Source organism: Xanthomonas maliensis (genome assembly GCF_009192945.1).
GTDB classification, from domain to species: domain Bacteria; phylum Pseudomonadota; class Gammaproteobacteria; order Xanthomonadales; family Xanthomonadaceae; genus Xanthomonas; species Xanthomonas maliensis.
Genome location: NZ_NSET01000064.1, coordinates 1 through 18947 on the forward strand (window position 1 = coordinate 1; position 18947 = coordinate 18947).

Below are 18947 nucleotides of genomic sequence, written 5' to 3' on the forward strand. Positions count from 1 at the left end.
AATGCGCGCGCCGCGCAGGCCTTGGGCTACACCGGCGCCGGCTACCGCATCGGCGTGGTCGACACCGGCATCAACACCAATCATCCCGCCCTGCAAGGGCGGGTGAGCGACAGCTTCATCTATGTCGATCCACGCCAGAACAACGTGGCGGTCGGCGACGTGGTCGGACACGGCACCACGGTCGCGGAGTTGGCGGCGGGGCGTGCGGTGGGCAGTTGGCCGGGCGGAATCGCGCCCGGCGCTGGTCTGGTATCGGCGCGCATCATCAACGACAAGGCGCCTAGCGACGATGGCAGCGGTCAGGGCAATGTCGTCGATGGGCCGCTGGGATTGTCCGATGTGCACGCGGACCTGATCAGCGCCGGCGTGCGGGTCATGAATAATTCCTGGGGCGGCCTGTATTGGACCAACCCCACCGTCACCGACCAGATCGCGCAGGAATATCGTCCGTTCGTGCTGTCCAACAATGGCTTGGTGGTGTTTGCATCGGGCAATGAATCGCGCGCCGATCCCTCCGATACCGCGGCACTGCCCAGTCAACCGGGTCCCAATGGCAGCTTCCCCGCGAGGGATCTGGAGCGTGGTTGGTTGGTGGTCGCTGCGCTGGATACCGCCAATCCCACCCAACTGGCGTCGTATTCCAATGCCTGCGGCGTTGCGATGCGCTACTGCCTGGTGGCACCGGGAACCGCGGTCTTCGTCGGCCCTGACAGCACCGCTGGCAACATCAGCTACTACTACGGCAGCGGTACGTCGTATGCCGCGCCGCTGGTGTCCGGTGCGGCCACGTTGGTATGGCAGGCGTTCCCGTATTTCAGCAACGATCTGGTGCGGCAGACACTGTTGGGCACCGCCACCGATCTTGGTGCGCCCGGCGTGGACCCGGTGTTCGGCTATGGCCTGCTGAACGTCGGCAAGGCGGTGCTGGGACCAGCACGACTGGACTGGGGCACGGTGGATGTCACCGTCGATACGCTGCGCTCGACGTGGGCCAACGACATCAGCGGCAGCGGCGGCCTGATCAAGCGCGGCACCGGCACCCTGGTGCTGAGCAGTGCGGCCAATACCTTCACCGGCGATACCCAGGTACTCGGTGGCACCCTGCAGGTCGCCAGCTTGCAAAGTGCGCGTGCTGGCGTGGCGAACGGCGCCACCCTGATCGGTAGCGGCCGGATCGGTGGCAATGTCGACAATGCCGGTACGCTGCAAGTCGGTGCCGGGACACTGACGGTGGCGGGCAATTACACCCAGGCCAGCAATGGGCGTCTGGCGCTCATCGTCGGCGACCGTCTGAGCGTGGGCGGTGCGGCAAGCATCGCCGGCGATCTACAACTGTTGGGGCGACGCGATTACGTCGTCAACAACACAACCTATCCGGTGTTGCAGGCCGGCGGCGGACTACAAGGCACCTTTGCCTCGCTCAGCAGCGGGCCGGCGGTGACCTTTCTCGACGCCAGCCTGAGCTACGACGCCACCACCGCGTACCTGTCGTTGCGGCGGCTGGATGCGACCGCGGTCGCCAGTGCCTTGGGCGTGACCGAACCAGCAGCGTTCGCGTCGGCTGTCCGCGTTGAGCAGGCATTCCAGCAGCTGGATGCGCAGCAACTGCGCGGCAGCGGCGCCATCAGCGGCGACTTCATTCGGGCCGCGGCGGCATTGCAGCAGGCGCCCGACGGCAAGGCCGCTTCCGAGTCGCTGCGCAGCCTGTCCGGGCGTGCGTATGCCGCATCGGCCGCGATGACCTTCGATGCAATCGACTTGGGCCGGCGCGCGCTGGCGAGCCATTTCGATGCGCTGTCGCAGCAACCTCGTCTGACCGGCGTCTGGCAACGCGCGTTGGGTGGTCCTGGCGAAGGCGGGGTGACCACGACGGGCTTTGCCAGTTCGGGCTGGTTGATGGGGCAGGATCTGGCGCTGGCCTCCGGTGCGGTGGCCGGCTTCGCCTTCGGCGAGACGCGCGCCAGCAGTCTGGGCGATCTCGATGGCGGTCGCGGTCGCGATCGCCAGGTGCAGGCGCAGCTCTACTGGGGAGTCCATCGTGGCGCTGCCTACACGCTCGCGCAGGTGGGCATGGGCTCGGTCCAGCGGCAGATCGAACGCAATCTGCGCCTGGGCGAGGTCTCCAGCGCGGCGTCTGGCGATTACGACGCCAGCTATCTCAGCGGCACCCTCGAAGCAGGCTATCGCTGGGGCATGGCCGCTGCCACGCTGACGCCGTATGTGGGCGTGGACTACGTCAGCCTGCGCAGCGATGGTTTCCACGAAACGGGCGGCGACGGGTTCGGCCTGCGCGCCGATGCCAGTACGTCGACTCGCACTCAGCTGCTCGCCGGCGCGCGCGCTGGCTACCGTTGGCGCAGCCTGCGCCTGGATGGTTATGCCGAATGGCAGCAGGCCTTGAGCAATCAGGGGCTGGCGCTGGAGACCAGCTTCACGGGGGTCGATGCCTGGGCACCGTTGCAGGGCATGCAACCGGCGCGCTCGGGCGGCTTGCTGGGACTGGCCGCCTGGACGCCCATCGGCGACCTGGGCCGGCTGCGCCTGGGCTATGACCAGCGCGTCGGCGACCGCGGCGACGAGCGCGCAGTGAGCCTGCGCTACAGCGCCGGGTTCTGAGCCAACGGCCCGTCCCAGGGCAACCTGGGACGGCGGTCTTTCATTCGCCGCGCAACTTGTGCAAGAAGCGCGGTGCCGTGCGACCCAGCGGCAGCTTGAGCTGGCTGATCGCGGCGATGCGGGTCTCGGCGATCTGATCGGCGGCCTGCTGCGGCGGCACCCCCAACTGGACGGAGCGGTCGAAGACCTTGTCCAGATTGTGGTAAATGCTGCGGATCAGGCGCATGGCGCGTTCGCGGTTATAGCCGTCGATCTCCAGCGACACGTTCATCACGCCGCCGGCGTTGACCACGTAATCGGGCGCATAGAGGATGCCGCGACGATGCAGCTCTTCACCGATGGCGGCGCTGGAGAGCTGATTGTTGGCCGTGCCGCAGACGATCTTGGCCTTCAGGCGCGGCAAGGTGTCTTCGTTGATCGCCCCTTCCAGCGCGCACGGCGCGAAGACGTCGGCGGGCACGTCGTAGATATCGTCGGGACGGACTGCTTCGGCGCCATATTCGGACACTGCGCGGTCGACCAAGGCTGCGTCCAGGTCGGCGACGTAGAGCTTGGCGCCGCGCTCCTTCAGCAGCTTCACCAGTTCCATACCGATATGGCCCAGGCCCTGGATGGCGATGCTCGCCTTGCCGACTTCCTCGTGGCCGAGCTTGCGGTTGAGCGACGCCATCAACGCCTGTAGTGCACCGTAGGCAGTGAACGGTGCCGGATCGCCAGAGCCGCGGTGGACCTGGTGCACGCCGGTCACGTACTCGCTTTCCAGGTAAATCTGCTCCATGTCGTTGACGTCGGTGCCGACGTCCTCGGAGGTGATGTAACGCCCGCCCAGGGTATCGACGAACCGGCCAAAGGCACGAAACAGCGCCTCGTTCTTGTCGGTCTTGGGGTCGCCAATGATCACCGCCTTGCCGCCACCGACATTGAGACCGGCCAAGGCATTCTTGTAGGTCATCGTGCGGCTCAGCCGCAGCGCATCGTTGAGCGCGGCCTCGCTGTTGGCATAGGGGCGCATCCGCACGCCGCCCAGGGCCGGCCCCAGCCGGGTGCTGTGCAGCGCGATGATGGCCTTCAGGCCGGCGTCGCGGTTATGGCAGAAGATCACCTGCTCATGGCCGGTGGTATCGAGGGTTTCGAACAGCATCGAAGGCTCCGCGGACTGCGTGATATGCCTTCCCGGACGACGGACCTGTGCCCGCGCGCCGGGAAACAAAAAACGCGACGTCTCAGACCCTGTCCGTTCGCGTCGCGCCGCACCATTTTAAACCACGGGGGTGGGGGCAGGTGCATGAATCTGTTCACCAAGGGCGATTGTGGCGCTCATTGCGTCTCCCGCCGGCGGGCGCGGGCGCAGTGCCGATGCCGGAGCTGGCGCTGCTGCCTACCGGCAGGCATTGGGACGAGCGTCGATGAGTCCCCCAGGCGGCGCGCGCCGCGTTCTGCGATCGGACGGACTCCACTGCCGAGCTGGCATCGATGAGCGCGCTGCGCGATCGGGTACCGATTGCCTGCGCGGGTACCGGGCAGGCGATTCTGCGCGCGGGGCGTACGCTGCGGTGTGTGCGGACGGATTCGATTGTCGCCCGCTAACCGCGATCTGCCTCTGCCGACAGCGCCTGCCACGTCAAGTACAGCCGCAAGTCGAATTCGCGTTGGTGGTAGTCCGGCACGATGTGCTGGCACAGCTGGTAGAAGGCCTTGTTGTGCTCTGCCTCCTTCAGGTGAGCCAGCTCGTGGGCGACGATCATCTCCAGGAACGGCGCTGGCGCGTCGCGGAACACCGTGGCGATGCGGATCTCGCGGCTGGCCTTGAGGCGGCCGCCGTGCACGCGTGAGATCGCTGTGTGAGTACCCAGGGCATGCTTCACTACCTGTAGGTGGTTGTCGTAGATCGCCTTGTGCAGCGTGGGCGAGGACCGTAGGTAACGCTGCTGCAAGGCCTTGACGTAGTCATAGAGCTGGCGGTCGCTGCGGACCGCGTGGCCGTCGGGATAGCGGTGTGTCAGCAGTGCGCCGAGCTGCCCCTGCGCGATCAGTGCGCGGACCTTGTCGAGCACCGCCGGCGGATAACTCTGGAGATAACGAAGCGTGTCCATGGGAGCGTCTGTTGTGTGCCGCCATGATGGCCGAACAGCGGCGTGTCGGCGAGTGCACGCTCAATAACGGCATGCCGTGCACGCGCATGGAAGCGTTGCCGACTGTGTCATCCGTATTCACGGATGCGGCACACGCCGATGGGTAGTTTGCATCGCATGCCTCGGTGGACGCGTGCCATCGGCATGCTTTGACGACATAGACCGGCGCCGCCGGAGAGGAGACGACATGATCAAGTGGGCCATCATCTTTGCCATCATCGGACTGATCGCTGGTGCGCTGGGATTCGGCGGCATGGCAGGCGCGGCGATGGGCATCGCCAAGTTCCTGTTCTGGGCAGGCATCATCATTGCCGTGGTGCTGTTCGTGCTGGGTATGACGATCGCCAAGAAAGTGACCTGATTGGCCACTGCCAGGCGCTGGCGATTTTCGCTCAGCGAAGACGAAGGGGCTGCCACCGGCAGCCCCTTCGTCGTCTTGGTGCCGCGCCGCTGGCAGCCATCGAGCACTTACGCGTGATGGGGGAAGCGTCGTTGCCCGGCAGTCGGAGGCGTGCGGCGCCGATTCCAGCGGTTGCCGGCGCGCGGCCACTCGGGCGTTCGTCGGACTGGCGCATGGGTTTGCAGCGCGTTGTCAGGGGTGAATACGCGCTCAGACGCCAGTGTCGTCGGCAGTCGTATGCAAGGCGACGTTGAGTTGGTCGATGGTCACGATCCAGTCCGCATCGTCAAGACGCTCCTCGCGCAGCAGCTGCGCCTGCGCCGGCGTCCAGAACGGTGCCTCTTCCAGTCGCATGTCCGCAGGTAGCGGCGCGTGCTCGGTGATGAAGCGGCGGATGCTGGCTTCGTCGGCTGGCAGGCCCAACTGGGCGAACAGTTCTGAAAAGGGGTGTACGGGCTGTTCCATGGAGACTCCGGTGGTGATGAATGGGCCATGCTAGGTCAGACCGGTGTTGCAGCGTGTGCAGGCAACTTGCAATCGTGCGCAGATGTGCCCATATCCACCTTGGGTCTGAACGGTGAGGCGATCATGGCGACCGGATGGGCGGGTGATGGAGCGGTACAGGATCAGATCGATGCAACGGTCGAGGACGCTGTCCAGCGTGCCCGCAGCCAGCTGCAGCGTGGCCCCAGCCTGACGCACTGCGAAGACTGCGATGCACCGATTCCCGACGCGCGGCGCAAGGCGGTGCCGGGCGTGCGCTTGTGCGTGCAGTGTCAGCAAGCCCACGACGATGATCTGGCGGCGCACAGCGGCTACAACCGTCGCGGCAGCAAGGATAGCCAGTTGCGCTGAGCGCAGCGCTCAAGAAAGACCCAATCCACTGCCATCGCGCCAACGACGCGTGGTGCGCTGGAAGAACAGGCTATTGGGCACCTGCAACACGCTGCCCGCACGCTCGCCGGTTTCTTCCAGCGTCGTATAGATCACGTTGATGTCGACGACGCGGCCTTTCAGGCCCGGTTTGTCGCCGCCTTCGAGCAGCTCGATATGGTCGTGCAGGCGGAACGGGCGCGTGGTGATGATCAGGAAGGTGCAGAAGATATTGGACAGCACGCTCCAGGCGGCGAAGAACGCCACTGCACCGACCGCGGCAAAGCCGGTGAACGCCGTCCACAGCGTGACCCCCGACACGCCGAACACCCGCAGGATCAGCAGCAGCGCGCTGACCGAGATGATGAAGCTGCCGACCCGGCGGATGCCGATCGTCATTTCCGCCGGTACGCTGTAGCGCGCACATAGCCGACGCAACAGCTGCCGCAGCAATGCCCGTACCAGCACGGCGGCAAGCAGGATCACCAGAACTTGCACCGCTGGGACGGCCACGTCCAGCCATGCCGGGTTCCAGTGCGGCAACAGGCTGCGGATCATCGCAGAAGGTGCTTCGGCTGCAGACATCAGATCGATGGAGGCTGGGAAAGATCCCTATTGTACCGGGCGGTCAGTGGGCTGCATCCGCTTGCGCGAGCTGCGCACTCATCTGCTCGCGCATCAGGTACTTCTGTACCTTGCCGCTGACGGTCATCGGAAACTCCTGCACAAAGCGCACGTGGCGCGGCACCTTGTAGTGGGCCAGGTGTGCGCTGCAATACGTGCGGATGTCTTCGGTCGAGCAGTCGGTGCCCTCGCGTAGACGAATCCAGGCGCAGACCTCTTCACCCAGGCGTGGATGCGGTACGCCGAAGACCTGCACGTCGGCAATGGCCGGGTGCGTGTAAAGGAACTCCTCGATCTCGCGCGGATAGATGTTCTCGCCCCCGCGGATCAGCATGTCCTTGAGCCGGCCGACGATCCGGCAATAGCCATCGGCGTCCAGGGTGCCAAGATCGCCGGTATGCATCCAGCCGTCGGCATCCAGTGCCTGGCGGGTGTTGTCGGCATCGTTCCAGTAGCCGCGCATGACCGAGTAGCCACGGGTCTGCAGTTCGCCTGGCTCGCCGCAAGGCACGCAGCGTCCTTCGCGATCGACAATGCGCACTTCCACATGCGGGTGGACCCGGCCGACCGAATCCACCCGACGCTCGATCGGATCGTCCGGCGAGGTCTGGAAGCTCACTGGACTGGTTTCGGTCATGCCGTAGGCAATGGTGATCTCGCGCAGATGCATGCGTTCGACGACCTGCCGCATCACATCGACCGGGCAGGGCGAGCCGGCCATGATGCCGGTGCGCAGCGTCGACAGGTCGACGCTGGCGAAGTCGCCATGTTCGAGCATGGCGATGAACATCGTCGGGACGCCGTGCAATGCGGTACAGCGTTCGCGCTGCACCAGTTGCAGGGTCTTGCCTGGGTCGAAGCCTTCGCCGGGAACGACCATGCAACTGGCATGACTGACGCAGGCCAGATTGCCAAGCACCATGCCGAAGCAATGGTAGAACGGCACCGGAATGCACAGTCGGTCCTGTGCGCCCAGGCGCATGCGCTCACCGACGAAGAAGCCGTTGTTGACGATGTTGCGATGGCTCAGCGTCGCTCCCTTCGGCGCGCCGGTGGTGCCGGAGGTGAACTGGATATTGATGGGGTCGTCCGGATGCAGCAGCGCCTGTAACTGCGTCACCTGGGCATGCGCGGCGCGGTCGCGGCAGTTGGCGATGTCGTTGAAGCGCCAGGTGCCGGGCAATGCGGGCGCATCGCCCAGCACGATCACGTGGTGCAAGGCCGGAAGCCGGGCACAGCGCAGCTGGCCGGGTGTGGCGCTGGCCAGTTCCGGCGCCAGTTCGGCCAGCAGCGCCGGATAGTCGGAGTGTTTGAAGCGACGCGCCAGCACCAGCGCGCGGCACTCCACTTGGGTCAGCGCGTATTCCAGCTCATGGCTGCGGTAGGCCGGGTTGATATTGACCAGGATCAGGCCGGCACGTGCGCTGGCGAACTGCAGCAACACCCATTCGGCGCGGTTGAGCGACCAGATGCCGATACGATCGCCGCGCTGCAGTCCCAGCGACAGCAGGCCGGCGGCCAGGCGGTCGACCGCCGCATCGAGGGCGGCATAGCTCAGGCGGACCTGCTGGTCCGGGACGACCAATGCATCGTGCTGTGGATGCGCGGCCGCGATGCGGGCCAGCAAACTGCCGACGGTGTCGGACAGCAGCGGCGGATGGCGTGGACCGACGACATGACTGAGGAAATTGGAAGAAGGTTCGGACATCGCGCTGCGGGAGACGGGGATGCAGGGATTGGACCACAGCCATCGGCCTCTGCGGCGCTAGCGCGCGTGACGTGGGTCGCGTCTGGCAGGTTCGAACACCTGTCGCCATGCCTCGCGCGCGCTGCGCAGCCAATGCCAGGAATCGGGCGGGGCGATCTGCATGCACATCGGTTGCGCGGACGGCTGCAGGAGGCAGACGCGCAATTGCGTGGGCGCGACCGAGAGTTGCACCTGCTCGAAGGGCAGGGCTGCCACATAGTGCAGGGGGCACAAGCTCAGGAGCAGGCCGAGGATAGAGGGCATCGCGTTTCTCCAGGCGGCAGGCGAACGCGGGAGGCGTCCGTGTCGAGCGGTCGATCGCTAACGACGCTGACTTGGATGCTGGGGTGTGTGAAAAGGTTTAGACGCGCTCGCAACCCCATCGTTCCGGCCGCTTTAAACCTTTCCGGTGTCGTCCGCATCCAAGTCGCTATGCTCGATGCCTCCATGCCCATGCCCACCGCAGCCGACGCCGCATCCGCCGACCACGACGACGTGACGTTGGCGCGTGCCGCCGCGGGCGGGGATCGGCGGGCCTATGAGGCGATCTATCGACGGCATGCCCCGCGCTTGTATGCCGCGGTGTGGCGGCTGTGCGGCGGCAACCCTGCACGTGCCGACGACGTGCTGCAGGAAACGTTTCTGGCCGCATGGAGGGCGCTGCCGCAGTTCCGCTTCGAGAGCGCGCTGGCAACCTGGCTGCATCGGCTGGCAGTCAATACCGCGCTGATGGAACTGCGCGCACGCTCGTCCAGTCACGACCTGGAACAGGACGCGGACGGCGAGCTGCTGACGCGGATGGCGGCTCCGGCGGCATGCCAGGCAACCCAGATGGATCTGGAGCGCGCCCTGCAGACGCTGCCGCCGCGCGCGCGCGCGGTCCTGGTCCTGCACGATATCGAGGGCTGGAAGCATCATGAGATCGCTGCCGAATTACAGATGGCAGTCGGAAGTTCGAAAGCACAATTGCACCGCGCGCGCGGTTTGCTGCGTAACCGCCTGGGAGATGCCGCATGAGCGAGGAATCACCGTTGATCGACCCCTTCACCTTGCAGGCGCAGCTGCGGGCGTTGCCGCGTGAGCGGCAACCGCCGGCTGAGCTGTGGGAGCGAATCGCTGCCGGGCTGGAGGCGAACGACACGCCGATTGCCGTGCGGCCGCAGCGGCGCAGGCGCTGGACAGGGCCGGCGATCGGCCTTGCGCTGGCGGCGGCATTGGCACTGGTGGCGGTGCTGCCATCACCGCACTTGCCATGGGCGTCGCCGCACACGCCGCCGGCGCCGCTACTGACGCAAGCGCAAGCGATGGGGCAGCAATACCAGCAGGCGATTGCGGCAGTCCCGCTGCAACAGGCGCCGGCAGATCTACGGCCGGCGCTGGACGAACTGGATCAGAGTGCGCAGGCCATCCAGCAGGCGCTGGCGCAGAGTCCCGGTTCGGCTTTCCTGCTCTCGCAGTTGCAGCGCACCTATGCCAAGCGCCTGCAACTGACCCGTCTGGCGTCGCAGGACGCCGCCACCTTTTCCAGCTGAGGATCACGCCATGCGCCAACTCGTCATTTGCTTCAGTCTGCTGGCAGTGGCCTGGGCCTCGCCGGCAGGCGCACAGACTGCCATCAATCAGACCCACCCGCTGGCACGCGGCGGGCGCATCGATGTGGACAATCTCGCCGGCCAGGTGCGTGTACGTGGGTGGGATCGCGATGAGGTCGCAGTGACCGGGACGCTCGGCGCCAATCAGCGCCTGGAGGTCAACGACAGCCCGGACCGTCTGCAGCTGGAGGTGATCTACCCGCGCAACAGCCGCAATAGCGAGGGCACGCGGCTGGAGCTGCGCATTCCGCGCGGCGCCTCCTTGCAGGTCGAGGCGGTCAGCGGCGATGTGGATGTCGATCAGGTGGAGTTGGCGCGCGTGCAGCTCAAGTCGGTAAGTGGCGCAGTGACTGCTGCCGGGCGCGCCAAGGAGGCGCAGCTGGAAACGGTTAGCGGCGCCTTGCGCAGCACCCTGGCCAGTTCGCGATTGACGCTGGATACGGTGAGCGGTGCAATCGAGGCGCCTGCCGGTGCCAGCGGGCAGATTTCAGTGGAGTCGGTGTCTGGTCAGATCCGCCTGGAGGCAGGGCAGGTGTCGCGTCTGCAGGCTCAGAGCGTGTCTGGCGCGACCACGCTGCGTATTGGAGCGTTGGCGCCGGGCGGCAGTGTCTCGGCCGAGAGCGTCAGCGGCAGCATCCGCCTTGCGTTACCGCGCACGAGCTCGGCCGCGCTCTCGATCGAGACCTTCAGTGGTGGCATCCAGTCGTCGGTTGGCCGGGTGGAACAACCGGAATACGGGCCGGGCAAGAGCCTGAAGGCGTCGCTGGGAAGCGGCAACGGCGATGTCAAACTGGAATCGCATTCGGGCTCGGTGCAGGTGGTGACCGAGTAAGTGGGGCTGCCATCGTCGCGCCATTGCTTGGCGCGACGATGGGGGGCGCTCAGGCGTTCCTCTCGCCGTCGTTGCGGGCCGGGCCGAAGTTGGTGGACAGCACTTCGATGCGGCCGCCGCTCTTGCGGAACGCGGCGATGTCGGCGGCGATGCGCTCGCGGCTGAGCGGCTGCGACTTGCCTTCGCTGCGTGCGATGCTGGGCTGGGATTTCTGCTTGGTCGCGGGACGTGCCATGGGGACTCCTGTAGCGAGAACTGCGAAGACACCGCATGCGACGGCATGCGCGCAAGGGACGGTGTCGAGGGAGCGATCAGGCAAGCGCATGATCGCGGCGGCACTGGATGCGTGCCTGGCGTGCGGACAGCTAGGGTCTGCAGCGACCCCACACTCTAGCTGAAAATGCGTAGGATTTCGTTAAAATGTGAAATAAATCACGATTCCATGGCCGCCCACGCCAATCCCTGGACCACGCCGAACGAGGGGTCGCCTTCAACCAGCCGCGCGGTCGGAAACGCAGCCGCCACCGTGTCGCGGAGGTAGCCGGCGCGCGACATGCCGCCGGTCAGGAAGACGGTCGCCGGCATCGCAGGTAAATCCGAGCGCACCTGTGCCAGTAGTCCCTCCAACTCGGCCAGGTAGCCGGCGGCGGCAGCCACCAAGGTCGGCGCAGGAACCTCGATCGCCAGCCCGTGCTCGATGAAATCCAGTGCATCGTGGTGACTGGCAGCAGTGCTGAGGGCGATCTTGCAGGCTTCCACGCAGCGATAGAGCCGTGCGGTGTTGCCAGTGTCCTGCAAGGCCTGCAGGCGGCGATCGTAGGGGGCTGGCACGTCCTGGTAGCGATGCAGGCGGAATTCGCGCTGCCGGGTCATGTCCTGCACTGTCGCCGCTTCGACGTAGTGATGTGCCGGCACCCGCGTGCTGCCGCGGCCGAAGGCCGGCATGTAGGCCGCCAGGCTCAGCGCCAGGTCGATGTCGGTACCGCCGCGGGCGATGCCCCAGGCGCGATGCACGTGCGGCGGCTGGTCGCCGCCGACGCTGGCATGGGCGATGTCGGTGGTGCCGCCGCCGATGTCCACCACCAGGGTGTCGTGCCGAGTGGTGTGGCTGACGTGGTAATGCATCGCTGCGGCGGCCGGCTCTTCCAGGAAGTCGACACTGTCGAAGCCAGCGGCGATCGCGGCGGTGTGCAGGATGTCCAGCGCCTGCGCATTGCCGGCCTCGCCGATCGAGCTGCGGAATTGCACCGGCCGGCCCAAGGTGGCAGTGCGAATCGGTTGCTCGAACTGCCGCGAGGCGGTTAGCCGAATGTGTTCCAGCACATGGGTGGCGATACCGGTGATGGTCTGGCGCGCACGCGGATGCAGGTTGTACCCCAGCATCGATTTGGGGCTCTGCACCAGGCTGCCTTCGCCCTCGAGGAAATACGCATCCAGCGCCTCGTCGCCATAGACCGCGTTCTGCAGCAGCGCCGCGGAGGTGCGCGGTTCGCGGACCTGCGCTTCCATCCACTCGCGGCGGACGACCCGGATGGCCGCACGGCGCAGGCTGTCCTGGCCCGGCGTCTGCCCGGCAGCGGCGGCATCGCGCCTCCCGGTCTCGATGAGGCGCTCGACCTGATGCTCCAGCGCCGGTGTCAGGCTGAAGTCTGCCGGGTCGCGCATCACCTCCGGGAAGTACACCGTGGTGCGGAATTGCAGGGCATCGCCGAAGCGTACCGGGACCACCTGGGCATCGACGATCGCCGCGGCGGCGGAGTTGCTGGTTCCGAAGTCGATGCCGAGTTTCATGCAGCCTGGCCGATGGGCGGGCCGCGCACTGTACTACGCCTGCCCGACAGCGATGACGCGACCGGGCAGGCAGGCTGCGTTGATGCGACGTCTGCTCAGGCGACCAGGCCGGTCGCATACCCCTGTTCGCGCTCCTGCGCGGTCGCCTCGCGCACGTCGGTGACTTCGACGTCGAAATGCAGGCTCTGGCCGGCCAGCGGATGATTGCCGTCGACGGTCACCAGTTCAGGGCCCACCTCGGTCACGACCACCATCACGGCGCCATGCTCGGTCTGCGCCTCGAACTGCGCACCAGGCGCTACCTCGATGTCGTCGGGGAAGGCCGAACGCGGGACTTGCTGGACCAGTTGTGCGTTGTGCACGCCATAGCCCTCTTCCGGCGGCACATCGGCGTGCAGGGCGTCACCGACGCGCTTGCCGTCCAATGCCTGCTCCAGGCCGGGGACGATATTGCCGGCGCCGTGCAAATAGCTCAACGGCGCGTTCGGGGCCGAACGATCCAGTTGTTGACCATCGGCATCGGAAAGAACGTAGTGGAAGGTCGCAACGCGACCCTGGCGGATTTCCATCGGAAACCTCCATTGCGAGAGAGAAGGGGAATACGTCGGTAGCGTCACGACGCAGCGGCATACGGTCAGGCCACCGTAGGCAATTGCCGTCGATGATGCAAGCCGTCGCCGCGGGGCGACCGCCCGGCGGTCAGTCCGTGCGGTCGCCGTCTTCGATTGCCGCACGCCGTGCGCGCCAGGTCTCCGGCGTCTGCGGCTTGACGAATAGCGCGACCAGGTCCGGATGCCTGCGCTTGGCGGCGGTTTCGATCCGCTCCACGCAGGCTTCGATCTGCGTGGTACCGCGACTGTCCTCGAATTCGGCGCTGAGCGCGGCCACCACCTGGTTGGGTCCCAATTGCACGGTCAGCACGCCGTTGGCGGCACGCACGTCCGGATCGGCGCCGGCAATGGCCAGCAACGACGCGCTGACATGGGCGTCGGCCGGCTCGCCGATCAGCAGCCCCTTGGTTTCGCGCGCCAGCAGGAAGGCGGTGAATGCCAGCACGCCGGCGATACCGATCGAGGCGATGCCGTCCAGTGCCGGCATGTCCAGCAGTTGCGCGCCGGCCAGGCCGAGCAAGGCCATCAACAGGCCGATCAACGCCGCACTGTCCTCCAGCAGCACGGTAAAGGTGCTGGGATCCTTGCTTTGCCGGAACGCCTGGAAGTACCCCATGCGGCCCTTGCGCGCGCGGAACTCGCGCAATGCGACCACCCAGGAAGTGCCCTCGAAGACGATCGACACCGCCAACACCGCGTAGGCCAGCAGGCGGTTGCTGGCCGGTTGTGGGTCGCGCAAGTGCTGGATGCCTTCGTACAGGGAGACGCCGGCACCCATCGCAAACACCAGCAGGGCCACGATGAAGCTCCAGAAGTACAGCTCGCGTCCATGCCCGAAGGGATGGCGTGGATCTGGCGGCTGCGCCGCACGTCGTAGGCCGTACAGCAGCAAGAGCTCGTTGATGGTGTCCACCAGCGAGTGCACGCCCTCGCTGAGCATGGCCGAGCTGCCAGAGATCGCCGCGGCAACGAACTTGGCGATGGCGATGGCGAGATTGCCGGCCAGGGCGACATAGACGACCCGGTGCGCGCCGCGCGACGTCCTGCCCTCGGCAGTGGGTGTGGATGGGGCTGGGCTGTCGGACACGGGCGGCCTTCAGGGGGAGGTGAGGGCGCCGCACTATCGCGCCGTTGCCGTGCCCGAGGCGTGATCGACCGTGCCACGCGTACAATCCACGCCCGCCCGTCAGCAAGGAAGTCCATGTCCGCCGTTCCCGCCTGTCCGCAATGCGCGTTGGAGAATACCTATGCCGACGGAGCGCAGTGGGTCTGTGCCGATTGCGGTTTTGAATGGAGCGCTGGCGATAGCGCTACGTGCACCGCCGTGGTGCGCGATTGCAATGGCAATGTCCTGCAGGCCGGCGACACCGTCACGGTGATCAAGGATCTCAAGGTCAAGGGCGCCTCGATCCCGCTCAAGCAAGGGGCGGTGATCCGCAATATCCGCCTGGTCGAGGACGATGCCGAGCACATCGAAGGCCATTCGGAAAAGATCAAGGGACTGGTCTTGAAGACCTGCTTCCTGCGCAAGGCCTGAGCAACAGGACGGGCGTTGCCGACCGCTTGCCGGTCAAGTGCCACCCGCGCCCGGGCGCACCTGGCGCTGCATTCAATCGCGCGGGTACACCGCTGCCACTGTGCAGCTCTGCCGCATGCGCGCCAACTGGCCGGGACGGGTGACCGCCCCCGCGCCGGTGATGGCGAACTGATCCACGATATCCACCTTGTCGCCGGGATTGCCGCAAATTGCGTTCAGTCCCATGCCCGACACGAAGCGGATCGGCGGCGAGCCATTGAGTTCGCTGCAGTTGTCCATCAATTCGACCCGGTAATAGCGATGGCCGCCATGACGTTGTGCGGCCACTTCGACCAGCAGACCTTGGTCGTCCTCGGACCAGGACCGCACCAGGCCGGGGTGAAAGCAGTACGCGCTGTTGCCGACGAAGGCGCGCCGTCCTTGCTGACGCACGGTCAGCGGGTCGAGGGTGGCGATGCTGGCGGCATCGTGTTGGCGCGTCAGCGCCGCATAATCGCGCGGGCTCACCGGGGCAACCTCGCCGATGGCGCACTGCGTCTGTCCCGCGGCCACCATGGCGGGGGCTCCATTGCAGACCCAGCCGTGGGGCGCCAGCAGGCGGGCGTCCGCTTGCGTGGCGAGCTCCGGGCAGGCCTGGGCCAACTGCAGGCGGAAATGGCGGCCACCGCGTTCGGTGACGAGCAAGGTCTCGGCGGCCGGTTGCTGCAACTCGACCAAGGCTCGTGCATCCAGGCAATCGTTGGCCGGGGCGGCAGGGCGGGCTGGTTCATGGGCGCTGCACGCCAAGGCAGACGCTGACAGCAGCAGAGGCAGGACGCGCATCGGTTCCTTCCTTCGCACAGGGGCCATGCTCCATCTTCACTCGGCCACGCCACGCTGCCAAGCGCGAGCGTGGTGCCCTGAGCGATGGTGCGCCCTGTACGCAGCTGCATGCGCGATCCACGGTGACGGCGGCGGCGCCAGGAGCACCGCCGCCGCGACCCGTCGTCGTACGTTTCTCAGTCCGGCAACGCCGGGTAATCGGTGTAGCCTGCCGCGCCGCCGCCATACAACGTGTTCTGATCCAGCTCGGCCAAGGGTGCATGATCGTGCAGGCGCCTGACCAGGTCCGGATTGGCAATGAACGGGCGACCGAAGGCGATCGCGTCGGCGTAACCGCGGTGGATCGCCTGCTCGGCCATGCCGCGGTCGTAGCCGTTGTTGGCGATCCAGCCGCCATCGAATTTGGCGCGCAAGGCGGCATAGTCGAAGGCGATGTTGTCGCGCGGACCGCCGGTGGAGCCCTCGATCACATGCACGAAGGCCAGTCCGCCGATCAGGTTCAGGCGCTCGACTGCGCGCTCGAACAAGGCCTGCGGATTGCTGTCGTGCATGTCGTAAACGGGGGTGACCGGCGACAACCGTACGCCGGTGCGATCGGCGCCGATCTCGTCGACCACCGCCTGCACCACTTCCACCAGCAAGCGGGTACGGTTCTCGATATCGCCACCGTAGGCGTCGGTACGTCGATTGGAACCGTCGCGCAGGAACTGATCGAGCAGGTAACCGTTGGCCGCATGCACTTCCACGCCATCGAAGCCGGCGTCGATGGCATTGCGCGCGGCCAGCCGATAGTCCTCGATCAATGCCGGGATTTCCTCCAGCGCCAGCTCTCGCGGTGCGGACAGGTCCTGGAAGCCGTCGGCGGTAAACGTCTTGCCTTCGGCGCGAATCGCGCTCGGCGCCACCGGCACCTCGCCGGGCGGCAGCACGCTGGTGTGCGACACGCGGCCGACATGCCACAGCTGCAACACGATCTTGCCGCCGCGCTGATGCACTGCCTGGGTCACGGCGCGCCAGCCTTCGATCTGCGCTGGCGTATAGATACCCGGCGTATCCAGATAGCCCTGCCCAAGCGGGTTGATTTGTGTGGCCTCGGCCACGATCAGGCCAGCACTCGCGCGCTGCGCGTAGTACTCGGCAGCCAGGGGCGAGGGCACCTGGCCGGCGATGGCGCGATTGCGGGTCAGCGGCGCCATGATGATGCGATTGGCCAGGTCCAGCGCGCCCAGGCGCAGCGGCGAGAACAGCGGGGATTGCGAAGCGTGAGACATCGACACCTCTGGATGGAAGAAACGCCATTTGGCGTGCATCAGCGATGGTGGCGAGCTGGACCGTCTTCGAGCGTCTCCAATAGGACGCTGCGTCCTTCCAGGGGTGCTGCACGCGTGGCAATGGCGAAAGTTGCGCGTGCGGGCACTTCCCTCGTTTGCTGCGTTGCACAATACTAGTGCGTTGGTCATTCGGAGCAAGGCATGTCCGTCACCGACACTGCTGCGCCGCTTCTGCCGCGACGCGACTATGTACTGATCCTGCTTGCCCTTGCGATGGGCGGCTTCGCCATCGGGATCAGCGAGTTCTCCACGATGGGTTTGATGGCGCAGATCGGCGACGGGCTGCAGATCAGCGCACCGCAGGTGGGCCACGTCATCAGTGCCTACGCGCTGGGCGTGGTGGTGGGCGCGCCGATCCTGGCGGTGCTCGGGGCGCGCTGGCCGCGACGCACGCTGCTGCTCTGGTTGATGGGCTTCTACGCGCTCGGCAATCTGGCCAGCGCGCTGGCACCGACGTATCACAGCATGCTGTTGTGCCGCTTCATCGCCGGCTTGCCGCATGGCGCCTACTTCGGTGTGGCCTCGCTGGTCGCCGCCTCCATCAGTCCGCCGCATCAACGTGGCACCGCAGTGGGGCGGGTGATGCTGGGACTGAGTGTGGCCTTGCTGGTCGGCAATCCGCTGGCGACCTGGCTGGGACAGCTGGTGAGTTGGCGCTGGGCCTATGCGAGCGTCTCGGTGCTCGCGGTCGGCACCGTGGTGGCGGTGGCCGCCCGCTTGCCATCCGCATCGGAGGAGCCGCGACAGCAACCGTTGCAGGAACTGCGCGCCTTCAATCAGCCGCAGGTGTGGTTCGCATTGGCGATTGGTGCGGTTGGATTTTCCGGCATGTTCTGCGTCTTCAGCTATCTGGGTCCCACGCTGACGTCGGTCACCGGGTTGTCGCCGGAGCGGATTCCGCTGGCGATGATGGCCTTCGGCGTCGGGGGCGTCCTCGGCAGCCTGCTCGGCGGTTGGTTGTTCGATCGCCTGCAATTCCGCGCGGTGCCGGTGCTGCTGGGGTGGTCGATCGTGGTGATGCTGACCTTCCCGCTGGCTGCGCATGCGGGCAACTGGGTGTTCCTGTCGATCGTGGCGGTGGGCACCATGGGAGCACTGGCTCCGGCCTTGCAGACCCGATTGATGGATGTTGCCGCGCAGGCGCAGACGTTGGCCGCGGCGTCCAACCATGCTGCCTTCAATACCGCCAATGCGTTGGGGCCCTGGTTCGGCGGCATGGCGATCGGCGCCGGCCTGGGCTGGACGTCTACCGGCTATGTCGGTGCGCTGACCGCATTGGGGGGCTTGCTGATCTATGCGCTTGCACGCCAGCAAGAGCGCAGCCGTGCTGCCTGGAGCATCTAGGCGGAGCGACGCCGATGTGCGCGCTTGTGCCCGGTTTTGCGCTGAATCGATGTTCATCGCCGGCAGTGTTGCGTGAGGATCTTGGCTCGATCGCTCACGTCTCGATTATGACGCCGACGACAGGATGAGATCGCACACAGCGTCGCTCATGCAGCTGCATGACGGACGCAAGCGCGAGATCCGCGCGTGTCGACCCACCCGTAGACAAGAGGAGTCAACGTATGAGCATCCAGAGCAAGACCGAGCACAGCCTCAACGATCTGATCGCCATTTCCCGCGACGGCAAGGATTTCTACGAAGAGGCGGCCAGCAAGGTGGGCGACGCCGAATTGGCAACCCTGTTCCGCCGCATTGCCGGCGTGAAGTCCGATATCGTCAGCAACCTGAGCAGCGTCGTCGCCTCGGTCGGCGGCAAGCCGGAATCGCACGGCACCATGGTGGGCAGCATGCAGCAGTTCTACGGTAAGCTGCGCGCGACGCTGGGCGACACCAAATACGGCTATGTCGCCGAATTGGAAGAGTCGGAAGATCGCCTGCTCAAGGCCTTCGATGAAGTCATCGCCGATCAGGATACGCCGTCGGCCGCGCGCGACGCTGCGCTGCGCCTGCTGCCGGAAGTGCGCGCTTGCCACGATGTGATGCGTAACCGCAAGCATGCAATGAAGAACGCTGCCTGAGGCGCAATGCCACATAGC

21 protein-coding genes are annotated in these 18947 nt (G+C 66.2%); 9 read left to right on the forward strand and 12 right to left on the reverse strand.

Annotation, left to right across the window (positions count from 1 at the left end; all coding sequences use genetic code 11):
• Positions 1-2616 (forward strand): autotransporter serine protease (locus tag CKY51_RS18875; protein ID WP_152249670.1); only part of this gene is annotated, 2616 nt, incomplete at its 5' end.
• Positions 2617-2656: 40 nt separating this feature from the next.
• Here the strand turns inward: CKY51_RS18875 and CKY51_RS18880 are convergent.
• Positions 2657-3757, reverse strand: a complete 1101-nt coding sequence (locus CKY51_RS18880) for a Glu/Leu/Phe/Val dehydrogenase dimerization domain-containing protein (RefSeq protein ID WP_022973399.1) — start codon at positions 3755-3757, stop codon at positions 2657-2659.
• 442 nt (positions 3758-4199) lie between these two features.
• On the reverse strand, positions 4200-4709 hold the full coding sequence (locus CKY51_RS18885; RefSeq protein ID WP_022973400.1) for a M48 metallopeptidase family protein: 510 nt from the start codon (positions 4707-4709) through the stop codon (positions 4200-4202).
• A gap of 226 nt (positions 4710-4935) precedes the next feature.
• On the opposite strand from CKY51_RS18885, the gene CKY51_RS18890 reads away from it, so the two are divergent.
• Positions 4936-5109, forward strand: a complete 174-nt coding sequence (locus CKY51_RS18890) for a DUF1328 domain-containing protein (protein WP_022973401.1) — start codon at positions 4936-4938, stop codon at positions 5107-5109.
• Positions 5110-5358: 249 nt separating this feature from the next.
• Here the strand turns inward: CKY51_RS18890 and CKY51_RS18895 are convergent, their stop codons facing one another.
• Entirely contained in the window at positions 5359-5613 is a 255-nt protein-coding gene (locus CKY51_RS18895; RefSeq protein WP_022973402.1) for a DUF2789 domain-containing protein, read from the reverse strand.
• A 123-nt stretch (positions 5614-5736) separates the two neighbouring features.
• Between CKY51_RS18895 and CKY51_RS18900 the strand changes: the two genes are divergently transcribed.
• Entirely contained in the window at positions 5737-6003 is a 267-nt protein-coding gene (locus CKY51_RS18900; RefSeq protein ID WP_031340335.1) for a DksA/TraR family C4-type zinc finger protein, read from the forward strand.
• Between the two features lie 9 nt (positions 6004-6012).
• Here CKY51_RS18900 and CKY51_RS18905 read toward each other — a convergent pair whose 3' ends face one another.
• From CKY51_RS18905 to CKY51_RS18915, 3 genes are read right to left on the reverse strand one after another with little or no spacing between them, the layout of a single operon-like run.
• A complete protein-coding gene (locus CKY51_RS18905) occupies positions 6013-6606 on the reverse strand; it encodes a mechanosensitive ion channel family protein (protein WP_031340336.1) in 594 nt (197 codons plus the stop codon).
• A 43-nt stretch (positions 6607-6649) separates the two neighbouring features.
• Positions 6650-8353: an AMP-binding protein gene (locus CKY51_RS18910; RefSeq protein WP_022973405.1), complete on the reverse strand. Its 1704-nt coding sequence runs from the start codon at positions 8351-8353 to the stop codon at positions 6650-6652.
• Between the two features lie 57 nt (positions 8354-8410).
• Positions 8411-8656 carry a hypothetical protein gene (locus CKY51_RS18915; protein ID WP_152249671.1) on the reverse strand — a complete coding sequence of 82 codons (246 nt, stop codon included), beginning with the start codon at positions 8654-8656 and terminating at the stop codon, positions 8411-8413.
• A 168-nt stretch (positions 8657-8824) separates the two neighbouring features.
• On the opposite strand from CKY51_RS18915, the gene CKY51_RS18920 reads away from it, so the two are divergent.
• From CKY51_RS18920 to CKY51_RS18930, 3 genes are read left to right on the forward strand one after another with little or no spacing between them, the layout of a single operon-like run.
• Complete coding sequence (locus CKY51_RS18920) at positions 8825-9409, forward strand: RNA polymerase sigma factor (protein ID WP_022973407.1); 585 nt, start codon at positions 8825-8827, stop codon at positions 9407-9409.
• A complete protein-coding gene (locus CKY51_RS18925; RefSeq protein ID WP_052172288.1) occupies positions 9406-9924 on the forward strand; it encodes a hypothetical protein in 519 nt (172 codons plus the stop codon). Before CKY51_RS18920 ends, CKY51_RS18925 begins: the two co-directional genes overlap by 4 nt.
• A 10-nt stretch (positions 9925-9934) precedes the next feature.
• The gene (locus CKY51_RS18930) at positions 9935-10816 is read left to right on the forward strand and encodes a DUF4097 family beta strand repeat-containing protein (protein WP_022973408.1); all 882 of its coding nucleotides are present in this window, start codon (positions 9935-9937) and stop codon (positions 10814-10816) included.
• Between the two features lie 49 nt (positions 10817-10865).
• Here the strand turns inward: CKY51_RS18930 and CKY51_RS18935 are convergent, their stop codons facing one another.
• The 4 genes from CKY51_RS18935 to CKY51_RS18950 form a co-directional block, all read right to left on the reverse strand.
• Positions 10866-11051, reverse strand: a complete 186-nt coding sequence (locus CKY51_RS18935) for a hypothetical protein (protein ID WP_022973409.1) — start codon at positions 11049-11051, stop codon at positions 10866-10868.
• Positions 11052-11248: 197 nt separating this feature from the next.
• A complete protein-coding gene (locus tag CKY51_RS18940; protein ID WP_022973410.1) occupies positions 11249-12607 on the reverse strand; it encodes an Hsp70 family protein in 1359 nt (452 codons plus the stop codon).
• A gap of 95 nt (positions 12608-12702) precedes the next feature.
• Complete coding sequence (locus CKY51_RS18945; RefSeq protein ID WP_022973411.1) at positions 12703-13176, reverse strand: FKBP-type peptidyl-prolyl cis-trans isomerase; 474 nt, start codon at positions 13174-13176, stop codon at positions 12703-12705.
• A 130-nt stretch (positions 13177-13306) separates the two neighbouring features.
• Complete coding sequence (locus CKY51_RS18950; RefSeq protein ID WP_022973412.1) at positions 13307-14305, reverse strand: cation diffusion facilitator family transporter; 999 nt, start codon at positions 14303-14305, stop codon at positions 13307-13309.
• A gap of 114 nt (positions 14306-14419) precedes the next feature.
• Between CKY51_RS18950 and CKY51_RS18955 the strand changes: the two genes are divergently transcribed.
• On the forward strand, positions 14420-14755 hold the full coding sequence (locus CKY51_RS18955; RefSeq protein ID WP_031340342.1) for a zinc ribbon domain-containing protein YjdM: 336 nt from the start codon (positions 14420-14422) through the stop codon (positions 14753-14755).
• A gap of 72 nt (positions 14756-14827) precedes the next feature.
• Here CKY51_RS18955 and CKY51_RS18960 read toward each other — a convergent pair whose 3' ends face one another.
• Both CKY51_RS18960 and CKY51_RS18965 read right to left on the reverse strand, forming a co-directional pair.
• On the reverse strand, positions 14828-15577 hold the full coding sequence (locus CKY51_RS18960; RefSeq protein WP_022973414.1) for a hypothetical protein: 750 nt from the start codon (positions 15575-15577) through the stop codon (positions 14828-14830).
• A gap of 176 nt (positions 15578-15753) precedes the next feature.
• Positions 15754-16848, reverse strand: coding sequence for an alkene reductase (locus tag CKY51_RS18965; RefSeq protein ID WP_081641425.1), 1095 nt, complete (start codon positions 16846-16848; stop codon positions 15754-15756).
• Positions 16849-17049: 201 nt separating this feature from the next.
• Here CKY51_RS18965 and CKY51_RS18970 point away from each other — a divergent pair, with 201 nt between their 5' ends.
• A complete protein-coding gene (locus CKY51_RS18970) occupies positions 17050-18252 on the forward strand; it encodes an MFS transporter (RefSeq protein WP_022973416.1) in 1203 nt (400 codons plus the stop codon).
• 221 nt (positions 18253-18473) lie between these two features.
• Positions 18474-18929, forward strand: a complete 456-nt coding sequence (locus tag CKY51_RS18975; RefSeq protein ID WP_152249672.1) for a PA2169 family four-helix-bundle protein — start codon at positions 18474-18476, stop codon at positions 18927-18929.
• Positions 18930-18947: the final 18 nt, after the last annotated feature.